This is a genomic window from Enterobacter pseudoroggenkampii (assembly GCF_026420145.1).
In the GTDB taxonomy this organism is placed as follows: domain Bacteria; phylum Pseudomonadota; class Gammaproteobacteria; order Enterobacterales; family Enterobacteriaceae; genus Enterobacter; species Enterobacter pseudoroggenkampii.
Window position 1 is genome coordinate 2,317,572 of record NZ_JAPMLV010000001.1, and the last position, 17,784, is coordinate 2,335,355.

Annotated in this window: 14 protein-coding genes; 3 read left to right on the top strand and 11 right to left on the bottom strand. The window is 56.2% G+C overall.

What is annotated here, in order from left to right:
• Positions 1-19: 19 nt before the first annotated feature.
• The 7 genes from mglC to OTG14_RS11360 form a co-directional block, all read right to left on the bottom strand.
• A complete protein-coding gene (gene mglC, locus OTG14_RS11330; protein ID WP_008500921.1) occupies positions 20-1,030 on the bottom strand; it encodes a galactose/methyl galactoside ABC transporter permease MglC in 1,011 nt (336 codons plus the stop codon).
• Between the two features lie 15 nt (positions 1,031-1,045).
• Positions 1,046-2,566 carry a galactose/methyl galactoside ABC transporter ATP-binding protein MglA gene (gene mglA, locus OTG14_RS11335; protein ID WP_032646557.1) on the bottom strand — a complete coding sequence of 507 codons (1,521 nt, stop codon included), beginning with the start codon at positions 2,564-2,566 and terminating at the stop codon, positions 1,046-1,048.
• A gap of 79 nt (positions 2,567-2,645) precedes the next feature.
• Complete coding sequence (gene mglB, locus OTG14_RS11340; RefSeq protein ID WP_024908164.1) at positions 2,646-3,644, bottom strand: galactose/glucose ABC transporter substrate-binding protein MglB; 999 nt, start codon at positions 3,642-3,644, stop codon at positions 2,646-2,648.
• Between the two features lie 294 nt (positions 3,645-3,938).
• Entirely contained in the window at positions 3,939-4,961 is a 1,023-nt protein-coding gene (gene galS / locus OTG14_RS11345) for an HTH-type transcriptional regulator GalS (RefSeq protein WP_032646558.1), read from the bottom strand.
• A 155-nt stretch (positions 4,962-5,116) separates the two neighbouring features.
• A complete protein-coding gene (yeiB, locus tag OTG14_RS11350) occupies positions 5,117-6,274 on the bottom strand; it encodes a DUF418 domain-containing protein YeiB (RefSeq protein ID WP_267215077.1) in 1,158 nt (385 codons plus the stop codon).
• A gap of 19 nt (positions 6,275-6,293) precedes the next feature.
• On the bottom strand, positions 6,294-6,962 hold the full coding sequence (gene folE, locus OTG14_RS11355; RefSeq protein ID WP_008500927.1) for a GTP cyclohydrolase I FolE: 669 nt from the start codon (positions 6,960-6,962) through the stop codon (positions 6,294-6,296).
• Between the two features lie 102 nt (positions 6,963-7,064).
• The gene (locus OTG14_RS11360) at positions 7,065-8,213 is read right to left on the bottom strand and encodes a YbfB/YjiJ family MFS transporter (protein WP_267215078.1); all 1,149 of its coding nucleotides are present in this window, start codon (positions 8,211-8,213) and stop codon (positions 7,065-7,067) included.
• Between the two features lie 138 nt (positions 8,214-8,351).
• On the opposite strand from OTG14_RS11360, the gene fghA reads away from it, so the two are divergent.
• Positions 8,352-9,179 carry an S-formylglutathione hydrolase gene (fghA, locus tag OTG14_RS11365; RefSeq protein ID WP_267215079.1) on the top strand — a complete coding sequence of 276 codons (828 nt, stop codon included), beginning with the start codon at positions 8,352-8,354 and terminating at the stop codon, positions 9,177-9,179.
• 99 nt (positions 9,180-9,278) lie between these two features.
• Here fghA and cirA read toward each other — a convergent pair whose 3' ends face one another.
• From cirA to yieE, 3 genes are all read right to left on the bottom strand, one after another.
• Positions 9,279-11,249 carry a catecholate siderophore receptor CirA gene (gene cirA, locus OTG14_RS11370; RefSeq protein WP_208763090.1) on the bottom strand — a complete coding sequence of 657 codons (1,971 nt, stop codon included), beginning with the start codon at positions 11,247-11,249 and terminating at the stop codon, positions 9,279-9,281.
• 224 nt (positions 11,250-11,473) lie between these two features.
• Positions 11,474-12,943, bottom strand: a complete 1,470-nt coding sequence (locus OTG14_RS11375; RefSeq protein WP_024908170.1) for an amino acid permease — start codon at positions 12,941-12,943, stop codon at positions 11,474-11,476.
• 168 nt (positions 12,944-13,111) lie between these two features.
• On the bottom strand, positions 13,112-13,978 hold the full coding sequence (yieE, locus tag OTG14_RS11380; protein ID WP_024908171.1) for a DNA-binding transcriptional regulator YeiE: 867 nt from the start codon (positions 13,976-13,978) through the stop codon (positions 13,112-13,114).
• A 97-nt stretch (positions 13,979-14,075) separates the two neighbouring features.
• Between yieE and OTG14_RS11385 the strand changes: the two genes are divergently transcribed.
• Positions 14,076-15,122: a YeiH family protein gene (locus OTG14_RS11385; RefSeq protein ID WP_090419485.1), complete on the top strand. Its 1,047-nt coding sequence runs from the start codon at positions 14,076-14,078 to the stop codon at positions 15,120-15,122.
• Positions 15,123-15,186: 64 nt separating this feature from the next.
• A complete protein-coding gene (nfo, locus tag OTG14_RS11390; RefSeq protein WP_024908173.1) occupies positions 15,187-16,044 on the top strand; it encodes a deoxyribonuclease IV in 858 nt (285 codons plus the stop codon).
• Positions 16,045-16,091: 47 nt separating this feature from the next.
• Here the strand turns inward: nfo and fruA are convergent, their stop codons facing one another.
• Positions 16,092-17,777 (bottom strand): PTS fructose transporter subunit IIBC, encoded by a 1,686-nt coding sequence (fruA, locus tag OTG14_RS11395; RefSeq protein WP_024908174.1) that lies wholly within the window; start codon positions 17,775-17,777, stop codon positions 16,092-16,094.
• Positions 17,778-17,784: the final 7 nt, after the last annotated feature.

Below are 17,784 nucleotides of genomic sequence, written 5' to 3' on the forward strand. Positions count from 1 at the left end.
CGGGTATCGCGAGAGACGGTTACTTCTTACGCGCGTACTTCAGTGAATCCAGCGCAACCGCGAAGATAATGATGGCGCCTTTGATGATGTACTGCCAGTACGGGTTCACGCCGATATAGGTCAACCCGTAGTTGATGACGGTGAAGATGATCACACCGGTCACCACGCCCAGTACGGTACCCACACCGCCGCTGAAGGAGACGCCGCCCACCACACAGGCTGCGATCGCATCCAGCTCGTACATGAAGCCAAGGTTGTTGGTTGCAGAGCCGATACGGCCCGCTTCCAGCATCCCGCCGAAGGCATAGAACACGCCGGACAGGGCATAGATAATGAGCAGGTTCAGGGCAACGTTTACGCCAGACACTTTCGCCGCTTCCGGGTTACCGCCGATGGCGAAGATGTTTTTGCCAAAGCGCGTTTTGTTCCACAGGATCCAGACGAAGGCGACCGCAATCAGCGCATAGAAGGTGATATACGACAGGCGGAAGCTGCCCAGCGCAATAAACCCTTGCGTAAAGGTCGAGAAGCCGCTGTCAAAGCCCGAGATGGGTGAAGCACCGACAAAGTCGTAATACAGGGAGTTGATACCGTAAACGATGATCATCGTACCCAGGGTGGTGATAAATGGCGTCACGTTCAGGTAGGCGATGATAATACCGTTGATCAGACCAATCACCGCACCGATGGCGCAGACAATCAGGATCACCACGAAAATCGGCATAGTGGCCATTTCCGGGAAGACCTTGTTGGCGTTTTCCATCGACTGCAGCAGGGTTGCCGCGATAACCGCCGCCAGACCCACCTGACGACCGGCAGAAAGGTCCGTCCCCTGGGTCACGATCAGGCCCGCCACGCCCAGCGCAATGATAATACGCACGGAGGACTGGGTCAGAATGTTACTCAGGTTCAGCAGGCTTAAGAACGTAGGGTCCTGGAAAATAATGATGGCCAGCAGTACTAAAAGAACAACGTAAATACCGCCTTCTTTCAGGTAAGTGAGAAAACTTTTTTTATTTAACGCACTCATGAGGAGCCCCTGATCTTAAAGGTGCAAAGACGCAAGACGCAAAATTTCGTTTTGCGTTGTCGTTTTGGTGTCAACAATACCGGCGACGAGACCATTGCTCATAACCAGAATACGGTCTGTGATCCCTAACAATTCCGGCATTTCGGAAGAAATAATAATGATCCCTTTATTCTTTTTCGCCAGCTCGGCAATCAGCTGATAAATTTCAAACTTCGCGCCGACGTCAATACCGCGGGTCGGTTCATCCAGCATTAGAATTTCTGGCTGGGTTAATAACCAGCGGCCGATAATAACTTTCTGCTGGTTACCGCCTGACAGCGAACCAATTTGGGTGCGGTGGCCTGGCGTTTTCACGCGCATGGAGTCAATCACCCATTGGGTATCGCTCTTCATGCGAGAGTTATCCAGCAGTCCGACTTTGTTTTTGTAATTGCGAATGTTAGAAATTAACGAGTTAAAGTTAATATCCAGATAGGCATAAATACCGGTCGAACGACGCTCTTCCGTCACCAGCGCAAAACCATTATTAATGGCTTCGTTGGCGTTGTGGTTATTGATTTTCTTACCGTGCAGCGTAATGGTGCCTTCGGCTTTCTCACGAATGCCAAACAGGGTTTCCACGATATCGGTACGCTTTGCCCCCACCAGCCCGGCAATCCCCAGGATCTCTCCCTTGTGCAGGTCGAAGGAGACATCGCGGATAGACGGCTGACGTAACGAGGTCAGGTTGCGCACTTCCAGAATCACTTCACCCGGCTTGTTTTCTTTGTCCGGGAAGCGCTGGTTCAGGGAGCGGCCGACCATCATGGCGATGATCTTGTCCATGTCCAGCCCTTCCAGCGGCTGCGTGGCAATCCACTGGCCGTCGCGCAGGATGGTGATCTCATCGCACAGCTGGAAGATCTCTTCCATTTTGTGAGAGATATACACAATGCCGCAGCCGCGTTCTTTCAGCTTGCGAATAATGGTAAAAAGGTGATTAACCTCTTTTTCCGTTAATGACGATGTCGGTTCGTCCATGATGACGATTTTCGCATCATAGGAGAACGCTTTGGCGATTTCGATCATCTGCATCTGGGAGACGGATAATGTTCCCACGCGGGCGCGCGGATCGATATCAATATCCAGCTCGTCGAAAATCGCTTTGGTGTCGCGATACATTTTGTCCTGATCGACAAAGACACCTTTGGTGGGATAACGCCCCAACCACATGTTATCCATGACTGAACGCTGCAGCACCAGGTTTAATTCCTGGTGAACCATCGAGATACCGTTTTCCAGTGCTTCTTTCGCTGAATGGAAATCGATCTCTTTCCCCTGAAAAAGAATGCTGCCAGAATCTTTTTGATAGATCCCAAAAAGACATTTTAATAATGTTGATTTACCCGCACCGTTCTCACCCATTAAGGCGTGAATAGAGTGAGGACGAACTTTTAAATTAACATTATCGAGTGCCTTAACGCCGGGAAATGACTTGTTGATACCGCTCATTTCCAACAGGTATTCACCGGATGACTGAGTAGTTGTGCTGACCATAATTATACCTTGTTGGCCTCGCATATCGCGTTATAAAAGGGCGCAACGAATTGCGCCCAGTGGAGACAGTACCGCTAACTTATTTACCGATAAACTCAGCCAGGTTGGACTGGTCTACGCCCACGTAAGGTACGCGAACGATTTTGTTTTCAATTTTCCAGTTGGTGCCGTCTGCCGCACCTTTGCCATCGGCCAGGTTTTTCGCCAGATCGAAGGTCGCTTTCGCCTGGTTGTTGGCATCGTTCAGAACGGTACCGGCCATCGCACCGGATTTAACCAGCGCCAGCGCTTCTGGCAGCGCATCCACACCGAATACCGGGATGGACGATTTGTTGTGCGCTTTCAGCGCTTCTACCGCACCCATTGCCATCGCATCGTTGTTGGCGATAACCACTTCGATTTTGTTCGCGTTAGGGCCGGACAGCCACGCGTCCATCTTATCTTTCGCCTGAGCGGTATCCCACATCGCGGTATCTAACGCCAACTGCTGGGTTTTCAGACCCTTGTCGTTCAGCTCTTTGATAACGTAAGTGGTACGCGCTTCAGCATCCGGGTGGCCTGGTTCGCCTTTCAGCAGCACGAACTGAATCTGACCGTCTTTGTTCAGGTCCCAGTTCGGGTTCGCCGCCCAGTGTTTGGCGATCAGATCGCCCTGAATAATACCGGACTCTTTGGAGTCGGTACCGACGTAATACGCTTTATCGTAGCTATCCAGCGCCTTACGGGAAGGTTCTTTGTTGAAGAAGACGATCGGCACGTTCTGGCCGCGCGCTTTTTCAATAACCGTGCCTGCTGCAGCCGGGTCAACCAGGTTGATGGCCAGGGCTTTCACGCCTTTCGCCAGCAGAACGTCGATCTGATCGTTCTGTTTGGACTGGTCGTTCTGGGAGTCGTTCATCAGCAGCTGAACGTCTGGCGCTGCTTTCGCATCTTTCTCAATCGCTTTACGCACAACAGACATGAAGTTGTCGTCGTATTTATAGATGGTCACACCAATACGGGTATCCGCAGCGTGCGCTGCTGCACCAAAAAGCATGCTTGCCATTACAGCAGACAGGGTCAACACCTTCTTATTCATGGTATCTCCGGTTTTTTTATGCAGGGTAGTTCTTGTGAATAACGATCGGCGGGCAGGTGTTAATAAAACGTTACTGACAGCCGAAGTTCACTTATAAAATTTCTATCTTCCGTGTTCGGTAACGCTCCAGAAATGCGTTTTATTCGTTGTTTGCGGCACGTTGGCTATAGTGAAAGTGAATAATCACCGTTACATAGCGTTTCAGCTCCTAAAACGCTGACATCATAGTCAGCGCCTTGTTAAGATACTGTGAATTTACTCACAGATTGAAAACGGTTACATCACCTCATGTAATCAGTTAGTGATCGGAACCACAGTTTGCCTGGCCGCGACGGAGTGGCGGCGCACTAAAGTCGGCATGAAACAGTGCGTTGCGCCCGGATCCAGCAGCCCTGCCGCCCCCTGTAACGCCAGCTCAGTCGCCAGTTTCGCCATAGAGGCAATGGGGTAGCGCACCGTTGTCAGCTGCGGGTCGGTGTAACGGGCAATCGGAATATCATCAAAGCCAATGAGTGATAAATGCTGTGGCACCGCAATGCCGTTGTCTTTCAGCGCCGTCAGGGCCCCTGCCGCCATGCTGTCGTTATAGGCAAACACCGCAGACAGCTGCAGGTTGCGGCCCAGCAGTTCCACCATCGCCGCTTCACCGCCCTGCATGTCCGGCGTACCGGTTCCCACCCAGCTTTCGGATGGCATCATGCCGTGCTCTTTCAGGGCGTTTTGCCATCCCTCGCGCCGCAGGTCGTCATCTTCAATCTGATGGCTGGAGGCCAGATAGCCAATCCGCTGATGCCCGTTGTTAATGAGCATTTTCGTGGCCATCATGGCGCCGCTGACGTTATCCAGCCCGACGCAGCGATGGGCATAGCCGGGGACGATACGGTTAATCAGCACCATGCCCGGGATCTGATCCATAAAGCCGGTTAGCTCTTCATCGCTCAAGGCTTTTGAGTGGACAATCAAGGCGTTACAGCGCTGGCGAATCAGCACTTCGATGGCATGGCGCTCTTTTTCCGCCTCATGATAGCTGTTGCCGATCAGGACGTATTTCTGATGCTGCTGGGCGACCACGTCGACCGCTTTCACCAGCGCGCCGAAAAAGGCATCTGATACATCCATCACCACCACGCCGATGGTGTCGCTGACCTGCGTCGCAAGCGCCTGCGCATTGGCATTTGGCCGGTACCCGAGCTGGGTCACGGCTTTCATTACGGTTTCACGGGTTTCAGGGCTGACCAGCGCGCTGTTGTTCAGCACGCGCGAGACGGTGGCCACAGAAACGCCCGCCTGACGGGCGACGTCACGAATGGTGATCATATTCACCATCCTTCAAAGGATTGCAGCAACTCACAGACACCCCCTGTGTTTAGCAAGGTGGCTATTTTGGCAGCGAGAGAAAGGGGACTACGTGAAGAAGCTCACACTCATGAAAACGCTTACATCCGTTTTGTTAATGATTGTGATCCAGATCGTTATCTGGATGTGTTTTTCAATGATACCCCTGAAGCATGTGCGGTTAACTGACGCCACACCCACTCCAGCGGTCCCTGGCGGAAATAACGTAGCCAGAGAACAGAAAACGCCAGGTTAACCACCCAGACCGGGATAACAAACGCCAGCAGCGTGAGGCGGTCGAATTTCATAAACAGGCCAAAGCGATAGAAAAGCGTGGTGCAGAGAAGCGTTTGCAGGAGGTAGTTGCTCAACGCCATACGGCCCACGCAGGCGATAGCGCTGACGATCCACAGGCGGGAAAGCGTTGGCCAGAAGCCATAGATCAGCGCCGCGTAGCCGATGGTCTGGAACGGTGCGCTCAGTTCGCGCGGCACCTGGAGCAGGAACGCGCACCAGCGGTAATCCCAGTGGATGTGCCACTGCGTAATGACCGCCGGGAGGTTAATCAGCACGCCCAGCAGCACCAGCCCCACACCCGTTCGCCGATAGTGACGCAGGCTGAATTCGCCTTTCAGCCAGCCGGTGCGCATCAGTGACGCGCCCATCAGCATCATGCCCGCCAGCTGCCAGCCGTATTGCGCCCCCAGAGCAAGGAGGTTGTCCCCCAGCATATCCGCGCGGTTGCTTATCGCTTCCGTACCGCCTTTCAGCTTCCAGAACTGCTCGTACTGCAGGTTAGCGGCATCCGGGATCCAGGCACGGTTTGTCGTCTCGCCGGAGATCATCCCCAGCAGCAACAGCACTCCAAGCCCCATGACATAGAGCATCACCCCGGTGTTGAACAGGCTTTTAACGCTGTGCGCATCGCGAATGAGGCGCCAGCAAATGAGCCCGACTAACCCATAGGCAAGAAGAATATCGCCGTCCCAGAAGAACAGGCCGTGAATAAAGCCGAGGATAACCAGCAGCGTCAGGCGCGACTGGATCCAGCGCGTACCGCGTTTGAGGAGAAGCTGCAGGCCTGCGCCAAACAGCAGGGCAAAGAGCGTGAGGAATTTGACCTGCGCAAAGAGATCGAGGACCGCCCACGTCCAGGCATCACTGCGGGTGATGTCGCCATACCATGCAGGATTCAGATAAGCCGCCTTCGGCAAACCGAAGGCGGTGATATTAAGCAGCAGGATACCGAGAATGGCGACGCCGCGAACAAAATCGAGCGTGACGTTTCGCTCCATGGTCCCTGCCCTGTAAGACTTAGTTGTGGTGACGTACGGCGCGCAGGAACTCCTGGCGGGTATTCTGGCTCGATTTAAACAGACCGCCCAGCGAGGTTGTGGTGGTCGCACTGGTGGCATCGCGCACGCCGCGCGCTTTCACGCAGTAGTGAACCGCGTCGATAGAGACGGCCACGTTATTGGTGCCCAGCAGCGTTTGCAGCGCGGTCAGGATCTGCTGGGTCAGGCGCTCCTGCACCTGCGGACGCTGAGCAAAGAACTGCACGATGCGGTTGATCTTCGACAGGCCAATCACCGTATCTTTGGGGATATACGCCACGGTCGCTTTACCGTCGATGGTCACGAAATGGTGTTCGCAGGTGCTGGTCAGCGTGATATCGCGGACCGTCACCATCTCATCCACTTTCATCTTGTTTTCAATGACGGTGATTTTCGGGAAGTTGGCGTAATCCAGACCCGAGAAAATTTCGTCGACGTACATTTTCGCGATGCGGTGCGGCGTCTCCATCAGACTGTCGTCACTCAGATCGAGATTCAGCAGCTCCATGATATCGGTCATATGACCGGCAATCAGACGCTTGCGGGTTTCATTGTCCAAATCCTGTACGGGCGGACGCAGTGGCGTTTCAAGACCGCGCGCAACCAGGGCTTCGTGGACCAGGGCAGCTTCTTTACTGAGTGATGACATTTTGTTCTCCTGCAGGTGTGGCGTCTTTTGCCCTCGTTGTGGCAAAAGTATGCGTTCATTGTGCGTGAGGCGGCGCACATAATCCAGTATTCACGACGATAATTATTGCAATTGCTGTTGCCTTTCAGCGTGACGATTCCAGACCAGGGCTCCGCCGACGAACAGCGCCACGCCCGCCAGCCCCAGCGCGGGCTCCAGCCGGTGGGTAAGCCAGGTTGATAACGCCGAGGTCATCGGGCCAATCAATTGCCCTATCGCATACCCGGTGGTGAGCAGGCCGGCCATATAGCGCGTGTGGTTTGGCGCCAGCTCGCGACCGTATAAAAGAGAGAGCTGCACGGCACACAAAAAGCCGCCTCCCACCAGCAGCCCGCCCGTCAGCAAACCGCCAATCCCCGGCAGCAGCCAGGCCGCCAGCACGCCCGCCCCCTGTAACCACAGCACGATAGCCAGCCTGCGGTTAGCCGTTGAGGTATGGCGTAACAGAATACTGAGCGCAATCCCCACCACGGCGGCGAGACCAAAAATCGGCCAGGCAAACTGGGCAAACAGGCTGCCGGGAAAACGCACCGCCGCCATTTGCGACAGGAAGGTCGCCGGGAGGATATAGCCAAACCCGGCCAGGCTGTAGCTCCAGACCAGGCGCTTTAAATCCGCCGTCAGAACCAGCGGCTCTGGCGCGGTGCCGGGTCGATGGAGCTGCCCGGATCGCGGCAGGTAGCGCGCCACCAGGGCAATCAGCACCAGCGCCAGCACGCCGTAGATTTGCCATGCCGCCCCGGCCGACAGGGACTTCGCCTGGATATAGACGGCGAGCAGCCCGCTCAGGGCGATGCCCGCCCCCGGTCCGGCAAACACCGCAGCGCTCAGGCCCGGTTTACCGAGCTGCCCCAGCCGTTCGTTGGTCCAGGCGGCAATGAGTACCATAGACCAGCCGCTCATGCAGCCGATGACAAAACGCAGCAGGCCGTGCACGACGGCATTATCCGCCGCCGCGGAGAGCAGCGTCAGCGCCACCGCGCCGGTGATGCCAAGCCAGAGGCGCGTTTCAACGAAGCGGTGCGCACGCATCGCATCCCACGCGCCCACCAGATAGCCCAGATAATTCATCGCCGCCACCAGACCCGCGCTGGTCAGCGTAAGCTGTCCGGCAGCAATCATCAGCGGCACCTGGGGCGTAAAGGCAAAGCGCCCTATCCCCATCGCCACCACCAGCACGACAAACCCACTGAGCGCAATACGCAGCGCCATGACCGCTCCAAATGTTAAAGAAAAGTAAATTTATGATGCAGCATCTCGCCCTCTGGCGAAAGTGAAAGTTACTCACAGGTCAATGAAAAGGCTGTATTATGGTTTTTATGAATACGCATTCTCATTAAGGAGCCCTGCATGGAACTGCTCGAAGAGCACCGTTGTTTTGAAGGTCGACAGCAGCGCTGGCGGCATGACTCCACCGTCCTGAACTGTGCGATGACGTTCAGCATTTTCCTGCCCCCGACGGAAAATCCACCGGTTCTGTTCTGGCTTTCCGGCCTGACCTGCAACGACGAAAACTTCACCACCAAAGCGGGCGCGCAGCGTATTGCCGCCGAGCTGGGCATTGCGCTGGTGATGCCTGACACCAGCCCGCGTGGCGATGATGTGGCCGACGATGCCGGATACGACCTGGGCAAAGGCGCCGGGTTTTATCTCAATGCGACCGAGCAGCCCTGGGCGCGCCACTACCGCATGTATGATTACCTTCGCGATGAACTTCCTGCGCTGGTGCAGTCGCAGTTTGCGGTCGGCGAGCGCTGCGCAATCAGCGGCCACTCAATGGGCGGACACGGGGCGCTCATCATGGCGCTGAAAAATCCGGGGAAATACGTCAGCGTGTCGGCATTTGCACCGATTGTGAACCCAACACAGGTGCCGTGGGGGCAGAAAGCCTTCACACACTATCTGGGTGAGGATGCAGAAAAATGGCAGGCATGGGACAGCTGTGCGCTGATGCTGGCCGGCAGCTCAGCAAATGCGATCCCGATGCTTATCGATCAGGGCGATGCGGATCAGTTCCTCGCCGGACAGCTACAGCCTGCGGTGCTGGCAGAAGCGGCACGCCAGAAGGACTGGCCGCTGACGCTGCGCATTCAGCCGGGATACGATCACAGCTATTACTTCATTGCGTCCTTTATTGAGGATCATCTCCGCTTCCATGCGGAGCATTTGTTCGGGTAAGTGCGGGTGATTGCCGGGTGGCGGCTTCGCCTTACCCGGCCTACATTCGCGGATTTTGTAGGCCCGGTAAGCGAAGCGCCACCGGGCATAAAGGTTACATCAGAACTTATAATCCACGCCGACAAAGTAGCGACGGCCATCTTCCGTGTAGCTGTAATCGTCGCGGCTCAGATCTTTGTCCAGCAGGTTCTGCACGCCCGCGCGCAGCTTCACGCTTTTCGTCGCCTGCCACGCGGCGCCGGTATTCCAGATAACATAGCCACCCGGCGTTGGGTCGCTGCTGGTCAGCGCGCGTTTCTCACCGGTGTAGTTGCCCTGAACATAGAACGACCAGTCCTGCGTCGCCTTCCAGTCAACTGTACCGTTGGCGGTATGGAACGGCAGATCCGACAGCGGCTTGTTGCCGCCGTTGCTGATATCACGACCGTCGTTGTACGTGTAGTTCAGCGTCACTTTCCAGTCGTCCGCCAGCGGGAATTTCAGCTCGGTCTCCACCCCGCGGATGCGCGCCTTGTTAACGTTGTAGTAGCGGAAAATCGGTTCACCGTCCGCATTCAGGCCAACGTAGTTAGGGTAGCTCTGCGCCTGCTTCGCATTGGCCGTACGGCTAATGCTGATGCGGTCATCGACGTTATTCTGGAAGGTGGTGACGCTGGCCTGCACGCCCTCTAACCAGCCCTCTTCCCCGCTGTAGTAAAGACCGAACTCGAAGCTCTCGCTGGTCTCCGGTTTCAGATCCGGGTTACCGACAATCTCACAGGCACCGCGACACGAGCCGGTGACCCAGTCCGGGCTCAGCTGCAGCAGCGACGGCGCTTTAAACGCGGTCGCCCAGCCCCCTTTCACCGTTACGGTATCGGTCGCGTTGTAGACCAGATAGGCGCGCGGGCTCCAGTGGTCGCCGTAGGTATCATGGTCGTCCATACGGATACCGGTGGTCAGCGCCAGAGGTTCAAAGAGACGCCACTCATCTTCAAGGAACAGGGCATACTGGCTTGTCGACGTACTGCTGCTGGAACCGCCCGTCAGGTTGACCGGATCCTTCAGCTTATCGTGACGCCATTCGCCGCCGAAGGTCATCATCTGGTTGATTTCGCCCAGCGGCAGCACGTATTTTCCGTCCACCGCGTTGCTCTCGGAGGTGATCGGATTGCTGTTGCCCGGGTTTTTGTTATCTACCTTTTCGCCGTAAACCTTCAGCTCGCTGTTGCCGACGCCCCAGCGGCCGTTGTGGCTGAGAGAGTAGTTCTGACGTTCAAGGCGGTTTTTGTCGAGGGAATCCGAGTCACGGTCCTGACGGTCGAAACCGTAGCCCGCCGTAAAGTCATGATTTTCAGACGGCGTCCAGGCGAACTCCACATTCGCATCGCGGCTGGTGAAGCCCTCAATGCGCGGCGTTTCACCGCTCGCCGTGGTAGAGGACTTCTGCTGACCGTCTTTCTCACGCTTCGCGAGGCTACCGTAGGCTTTCAGCCCCAGCAGGCCGTCCACCAGCGGCCCGCTGGTATAGAACTGACCGTTATAGGTATCTCCACGGTCGCGATGTTCCTGAACCGTGGAATCGGCGCTCAGTGTACCCGTCCATTTCTGACCGATTTTCTTGGTGATAATGTTCACCACGCCGCCCAGCGCATCGGAGCCGTAAAGAGAAGACATCGGTCCGCGCACCACTTCGATGCGTTCGATGGCGTCAACCGGCACCCAGTTGAGGTCGAAATCATTATGGCGGAACACTGCGTTACGGGAATTGACGCGCTTGCCGTCGATCAGGATCAGCGTATAGCTGCTGTCCAGTCCACGAATACTTACCCCTTTACGGTTGTCCCCTTCGCTCGTGAGCTGCACGCCCGGCACCTCCCGTAACACATCTTTCAGATTCTGAACGGGTTTGCGCTGCAAATCTTCCTGGGTGATGACGCTGATGCTTGCCGGTGCGTCTTTCAGGTTTTGCTCGGTCGCGGAGGCCGTGACAACCATTGTGTCGCCGGATTCCGCTGCGATAACAGGCAGGGCCAGGGACATTGCGGACGCGCAAAGTCCTCCCCTGACGAAGGGATTCAACCTAAACATTCCATATCTCCATGAGGTAAATACAACTCAATCAAATCATCATTGCTCACAGCGTCTTCCCTGCCGCCCACATCTCCGGTGGGTCGGTAGCACGCTTATTTTTGATAACGATAAAGCAAACGATAATTATTATCAATTGAATTGTTAAGAAATATATCTTTGTTTCAGGATGCGGCAATAAAAAAGCCCGCTCAAACGAGCGGGCTAATAGAGAGGAAGTGCGGTTATTGTTTAAATCGTTCCGGGAATTCCATTTCACTGTAGCGAACGAATTTTGTTCCTTTCGTCAGCTTGTAACCAAACCAGATGACGAGGAACAGCGGAATACCAATGTAGGTCGCCGTGACAGCGCCCCAGTCAATGGTGTCCGCCAGGAACGCTTCATAGTTCTGTCCAAGCGTAATGATCAGGCACAGAATGAAGGCGAAAATGGGACCCAGCGGGAAGAAGCCGGAGCGATACGGCAGCGAGTTAATATCGTGACCCTGTTTGACGAAGCCACGGCGGAAACGGTAGTGGCTAATGGCAATCCCCAGCCAGGCAATAAAGCCCGTCATTCCGGACGTGTTAAGCAGCCACAGGTACACCGTCTGGTTGCCAAACATAGAGGTCAGGAAGCACAGACCGGCAATCACCGTGGTGGCATACAGCGCGTTACGCGGTACCCCGCCACGGGACAGCTTCGCGAAGATACGCGGGGCTTTACCGTCGCATGCCAGCGTGTAGAGCATACGGGTGGACGCGTACATCCCGGAGTTACCGGCTGAAAGCACAGCGGTCAGGATAACGGCGTTCATCACTGCCGCAGCAGAAAGCAGACCGGCGTGCTGGAAGACCAGCGTGAACGGACTGACGCTAATATCTTTAACGTCATTACGCAGCAGGCTTGGATCGGTGTACGGAATGATCAGGCTGATAATGAGGATCGCGAACACGTAGAACAGCAGGATACGCCAGAAGACCTGACGAACCGCGCGCGGAATATTTTTCTCAGGGTTCTCTGACTCACCGGCAGCGATACCAATCAGCTCGGTCCCCTGGAAGGAGAAACCGACAATCATCGCCACGCCAATCATCGCCGACAGTCCACCGGCAAACGGCGCATCGCCTGTTGTCCAGTTACTCCAGCCCGCAGGTTCTGCGCCTTTGAAAATACCAACGATCATCGCCACACCGACGACGATAAAGATGATGACGGTTGCCACTTTGATCAAAGAGAACCAGTATTCCGCTTCGCCAAAACCGCGCACGGAGATGTAGTTCAGCAGGAAGATGACGGCCAGGAACAGGGCGCTCCAGATCCAGCCCGGCGTATCCGGGAACCACCAGTTCATTACCAGTTGCGCGGCGACGAGGTCAACGGCGATAGTGACCGCCCAGTTGTACCAGTAGTTCCAGCCCAGCGCGAAGCCAAAGCCTTCTTCAACGTATTTTTGACCGTAGGTCGAAAACGAACCGGATACCGGCATGTACGCGGCCAGTTCGCCGAGACTGGTCATCAGGAAGTACACCATCAGGCCAATCAGGATATAAGAGAAAAGTGCCCCACCCGGGCCGGCTGCCGAAATCGTTGCGCCAGAGGCAACGAAAAGACCTGTACCGATTGAGCCTCCAATGGCGATCATCGTCAGGTGACGCGCCTTGAGTTCACGACGTAGCGTGGGCGCTTCTGTGGTTTTAATTTCTGAAACCATATGAAAATGCTGTCCATTTAATAAATGAGGCGCGATTGTAGCAGACGATCCGCGTTCCTTCCGGCAGAAATACTCAGTTATAAGAGAGCTTCATGACTCGGCCAGGATTATAAGTAAAGCATAATTTTTCCCTCTCCCCTTTGGGGAGAGGGCAGGATGAGGGGAAGATTACATCTCGCAATAGCGCAGAAAACGCTGCAGCGAGCTGGAAAGGTGTTTCTGACGATGATGAATGCACCACAGCGTACGCACCAGCTTCGGCAATGGAACCGGGATTTCAACCAGCGACCCCGTTTCAAGCTGTTCGGCAATGACGCGCCGGGAAAGACAGCTGATCCCCAGGCCATGACGCACCGCGTGCTTGATGGCCTCAGAGTTCCCCAGCTCCATCCCTAACTGGAAATGCGGCAGATGGGAAAGCAGCAGATAATCGACAATTTCACGCGTGCCGGAGCCCTGTTCGCGCAGGATCCACTGCGCCTGCGCCAGGCGCTCCAGCGTCACCTCGCCCTGCAATAACGACGAGGCCGGGGACGCAAACACCACCAGCTCATCTTCCAGCCAGGGCTCGGCAATGATATCGACGTTATGGCAGGGTCCTTCGATGAGACCAATATCCACGCGGAAATCGATCACCGCGTTGATGACGTCCTGGCTATTGCCCACGCTCATCTCCAGCGGCAGGGTGGGGAAATCCCGGCGGTAGCGGGCAATCACTTCCGGCAGGATGTAGTTCCCGATGGTGCTGCTGGCATAGACGCGGATCGCACCGTTGTCTTCGCGGAACAGCTGCTCGATTTCGATAGCCTGCTCCAGCAGCGCCAGCGCGCGCGGATAAAGAAGACGGCCGTGCTCGTTCACCACAAGCCGCTTCCCTACCCTGTCGAAAAGCTGAACGCCCAGCTGTCCTTCAAGATCGGTCAACGCCGCGCTGACCGCAGACTGCGAGAGCGCCAGCATTTGTGACGCCTGGGTCGTCGAGCCGCTTTTCAGCACCTCGGCAAACACTTCCAGCTGACGCAATGTAATGTGCATGGTTGCTTACCACTTATATAGATTGATTATAAGTATATAATCAATTTTATTTTTAAGCCAGAGCGCCGTAACCTTTAGCCAGACAAAGGAGAAGGTTATGTCAGAAATCACCTTACAACATCATCGTACAGTGTGGCACTTCGTGCCGGGTCTTGCGCTCAGCGCCGCAGTGACCGCCGTCGCGCTTTGGGGCGGCAGCATCCCGGCTATCGCAGGCGCAGGATTCAGCGCGCTGACGCTCGCCATTTTGCTCGGCATGGTCGTGGGTAACACCGTTTACCCACATATCTGGAAATCCTGCGACGGCGGCGTGATCTTTGCCAAACAGCACCTGCTGCGTCTCGGGATCATCCTTTACGGCTTCCGCCTCACCTTTTCGCAGATTGCGGATGTGGGCGTGAGCGGAATCGCCATCGACGTCCTGACCCTGACCAGCACCTTTTTGCTGGCCTGCTTTATCGGCCAGAAAGTCTTTGGCCTGGATAAGCAAACCAGCTGGCTGATCGGTGCCGGGAGCAGTATCTGTGGAGCCGCGGCGGTGCTGGCAACGGAGCCCGTCGTTAAAGCCGAAGCCAGCAAGGTAACCGTGGCGGTGGCGACAGTGGTGATCTTCGGTACGCTGGCGATCTTCCTCTATCCGGCCATGTATCCGCTGGTGGCGCACTGGTTTAGCCCGGAAACCTACGGCATCTATATCGGTTCGACCATGCACGAAGTGGCCCAGGTGGTGGCGGCAGGACATGCCATTAACCCGGAAGCGGAAAACGCGGCGGTCATCGCCAAAATGCTGCGCGTGATGATGCTGGCCCCGTTCCTGCTTTTCCTCGCGGCGAGGGTTAAACAGCTTGCTCCGGCAGGCGGCAGCGAGAAAAGCAAAATCACCATTCCGTGGTTTGCGATCCTGTTCATCGTGGTCGCTGTCTTCAACTCTTTCCACCTGCTGCCAAAAGCGATGGTGGATATGCTGGTGACGCTGGATACGGTCCTGCTGGCGATGGCGATGGCGGCGCTGGGCGTCACCACACACGTCAGCGCGCTGAAAAAAGCCGGCGCGAAACCGCTGCTGATGGCGCTGGTGCTCTTCATCTGGCTGATTGTCGGCGGCGGTGCCATTAACCTCGCGGTGCACAGCCTGATGGCATAAACCATCTCGTCCTTCTCCTGCTAACCCGCTATCATAAGCGTTTCGGGTTAGCAGGAGTTTTTATATGAAATATGTTGGAGCGCACGTCAGCGCTGCAGGTGGCCTTGCGAATGCCGCCATTCGCGCCGCCGAAATCGAGGCGACCGCTTTCGCCCTGTTCACCAAAAACCAGCGCCAGTGGCGCGCCGCAGCGCTCACCGCTGAAGTGATTGATGATTTCAAAGCTGCCTGTGAGAAGTACCACTACGGGCCAGGCCAAATCCTTCCCCACGACAGCTACCTGATCAACCTCGGTCACCCGGTTGAAGAGGCGCTGGAAAAATCCCGCGAGGCGTTTCTTGATGAAGTACAGCGCTGCGAACAGCTGGGGCTGACGCTGCTGAACTTCCATCCGGGCAGCCATCTGATGCAGATCGACGAAGATGCCTGCCTGGCGCGCATTGCCGAGTCCATCAACATCACCCTGGACAAGACCAAAGGCGTCACCGCGGTGATTGAGAATACCGCCGGTCAGGGCAGCAACCTCGGCTTCAGGTTCGAACATCTGGCGGCGATTATCGACGGCGTGGAGGATAAATCCCGCGTTGGCGTGTGCATTGATACCTGCCACGCGTTCGCCGCCGGCTATGACCTGCGCACAACCGAGGCAACGAAAAACACGTTTGATGAGTTCGAGCGCATTGTGGGCTTTAAGTACCTGCGCGGCATGCACTTAAACGATGCGAAAAGCGCCTTTGGCAGCCGCGTTGACCGCCACCACAGCCTCGGCGAAGGCAACATCGGCCACGATGCGTTTCGCTTTATTATGCAGGACGCCCGCTTCGACGGTATTCCGATGGTGCTGGAAACCATCAATCCGGATATCTGGGCAGAAGAGATTGCCTGGCTGAAGGCACAGCAAACCGCTGAACAGGCGGCATAAAAAAAGCCGGGTGCGTAATGCAACCCGGCTTTTTTGTTGTTTATCGCTTACGCTGCTTTTGCCACGACTTCCGCTTCCGGACGTTTCAGCACTGCGTAAGAGAGACCCGCCACCAGCGTACCGGCAACAATCGCCAGCAGGTAGCCCAGCACCGGCGTGATAGCGCCAGGGATCAGCAGCACGAACAGACCGCCGTGTGGTGCCATCAGCTTCGCACCAATCGCCATGGAGATTGCCCCCGTTACCGCGCCACCCGCGATACAGCAAGGCAGTACACGCATTGGGTCACGGGCCGCGAACGGAATTGCCCCTTCGGTGATGAAGCACAGACCCAGCACCAGCGCCGCTTTGCCGCCTTCCTGCTGCGCTTTATCGAACTTACGACGGGCAATAATCGTCGCCAGGCCGAGCGCCAGAGGAGGCACCATACCTGCCGCCATGATGGCTGCCATTGGCGCGTAGGTCTGGGTACTCAGCAGGCCAACACCAAAGGCGTACGCCGCTTTGTTCACCGGACCACCCATGTCGGTACACATCATGCCGCCGAGGATTGCACCCAGCAGAACCGCGTTCGCGGTACCCATGGTTTGCAGCCAGTGGGTCAGACCCGCCAGGATGCCCGCAACCGGCTTACCAATCAGGTAAATCATCGCCAGACCGACCACCAGGCTGGAAATCAGCGGGATGATCAGGATCGGTTTCAGCGCTTCCATACTCTGCGGCAGCTTGAGCTTCGAGCTGATGAGCTTCGCGACGTAACCGGCCAGGAAGCCCGCGATAATCCCGCCGATAAAGCCGGAACCGGTACTCACGGCCAGCATACCGCCGATAAGGCCCGGCGTCAGGCCAGGACGGTCAGCGATGGAGAAGGCAATAAAGCCCGCCAGTACCGGCACCATCAGAGCGAAGGCTGAACCACCGCCGATCTGCATCAGCGCAGCGGCCAGCGTGCCTTGCTCTTTAAACGCGGTAATACCAAACGCGAACGAGAGGGCAATACACAGACCACCCGCCACCACCATCGGCAGCATGTATGACACGCCGGTCAGCAGATGGCGATAGGCGCCCGCAGACTCTTTCTTACCTTCTGTCGCGGTTTGACGCGCGCCGGTTGCCTGATACGGCTTCGCTTCTACCAGCGCTTTATCAAACTCCTGCGCGGTCTTTTTCAGCGCCAGGCCGGTAGATGTACGGTACATTGGCTTACCGGCAAATTTCGCCAGGTCCACTTCGATATCCGCCGCCACGATCACCAGATCGGCCTCAGCCACTTCTTCTGGGGTGATAGCGTTGCCGGCACCGACGGAGCCACGCGTTTCAACTTTTACCCACCAGCCGCGTTTTTTCGCTTCGGTTTCAATAGCTTCAGCAGCCATAAAGGTGTGAGCCACCCCCGTCGGGCAGGCCGTCACCGCAACAATGCGTTTCGGACCCGTGGCCGCAGCCGGTGCCGCTGCGACAGGCGCGCTGTAGACAGACGCGTGACCTTTCGCTTCGCTAAGGAAGAGTTCCGGGTGTGCCACCGCGCGATTAATATCGCCCAGCCACACTTTTTTGCCGTTCAGCGCACTGTCAGCCGGGATTTTGTCGCCCAGTACAATGGCCAGTTCTGCATCGCCTGGATTATCGATAATCTCCAGATGTGCTTTTTGTGCCGCCGCGCCCAGCAAGGTCTTCGCCATATAGGCGCGAGCCTGTCCGAGACCGGAGTCAATGATCAGCAGCGTTTTCATTATTCCT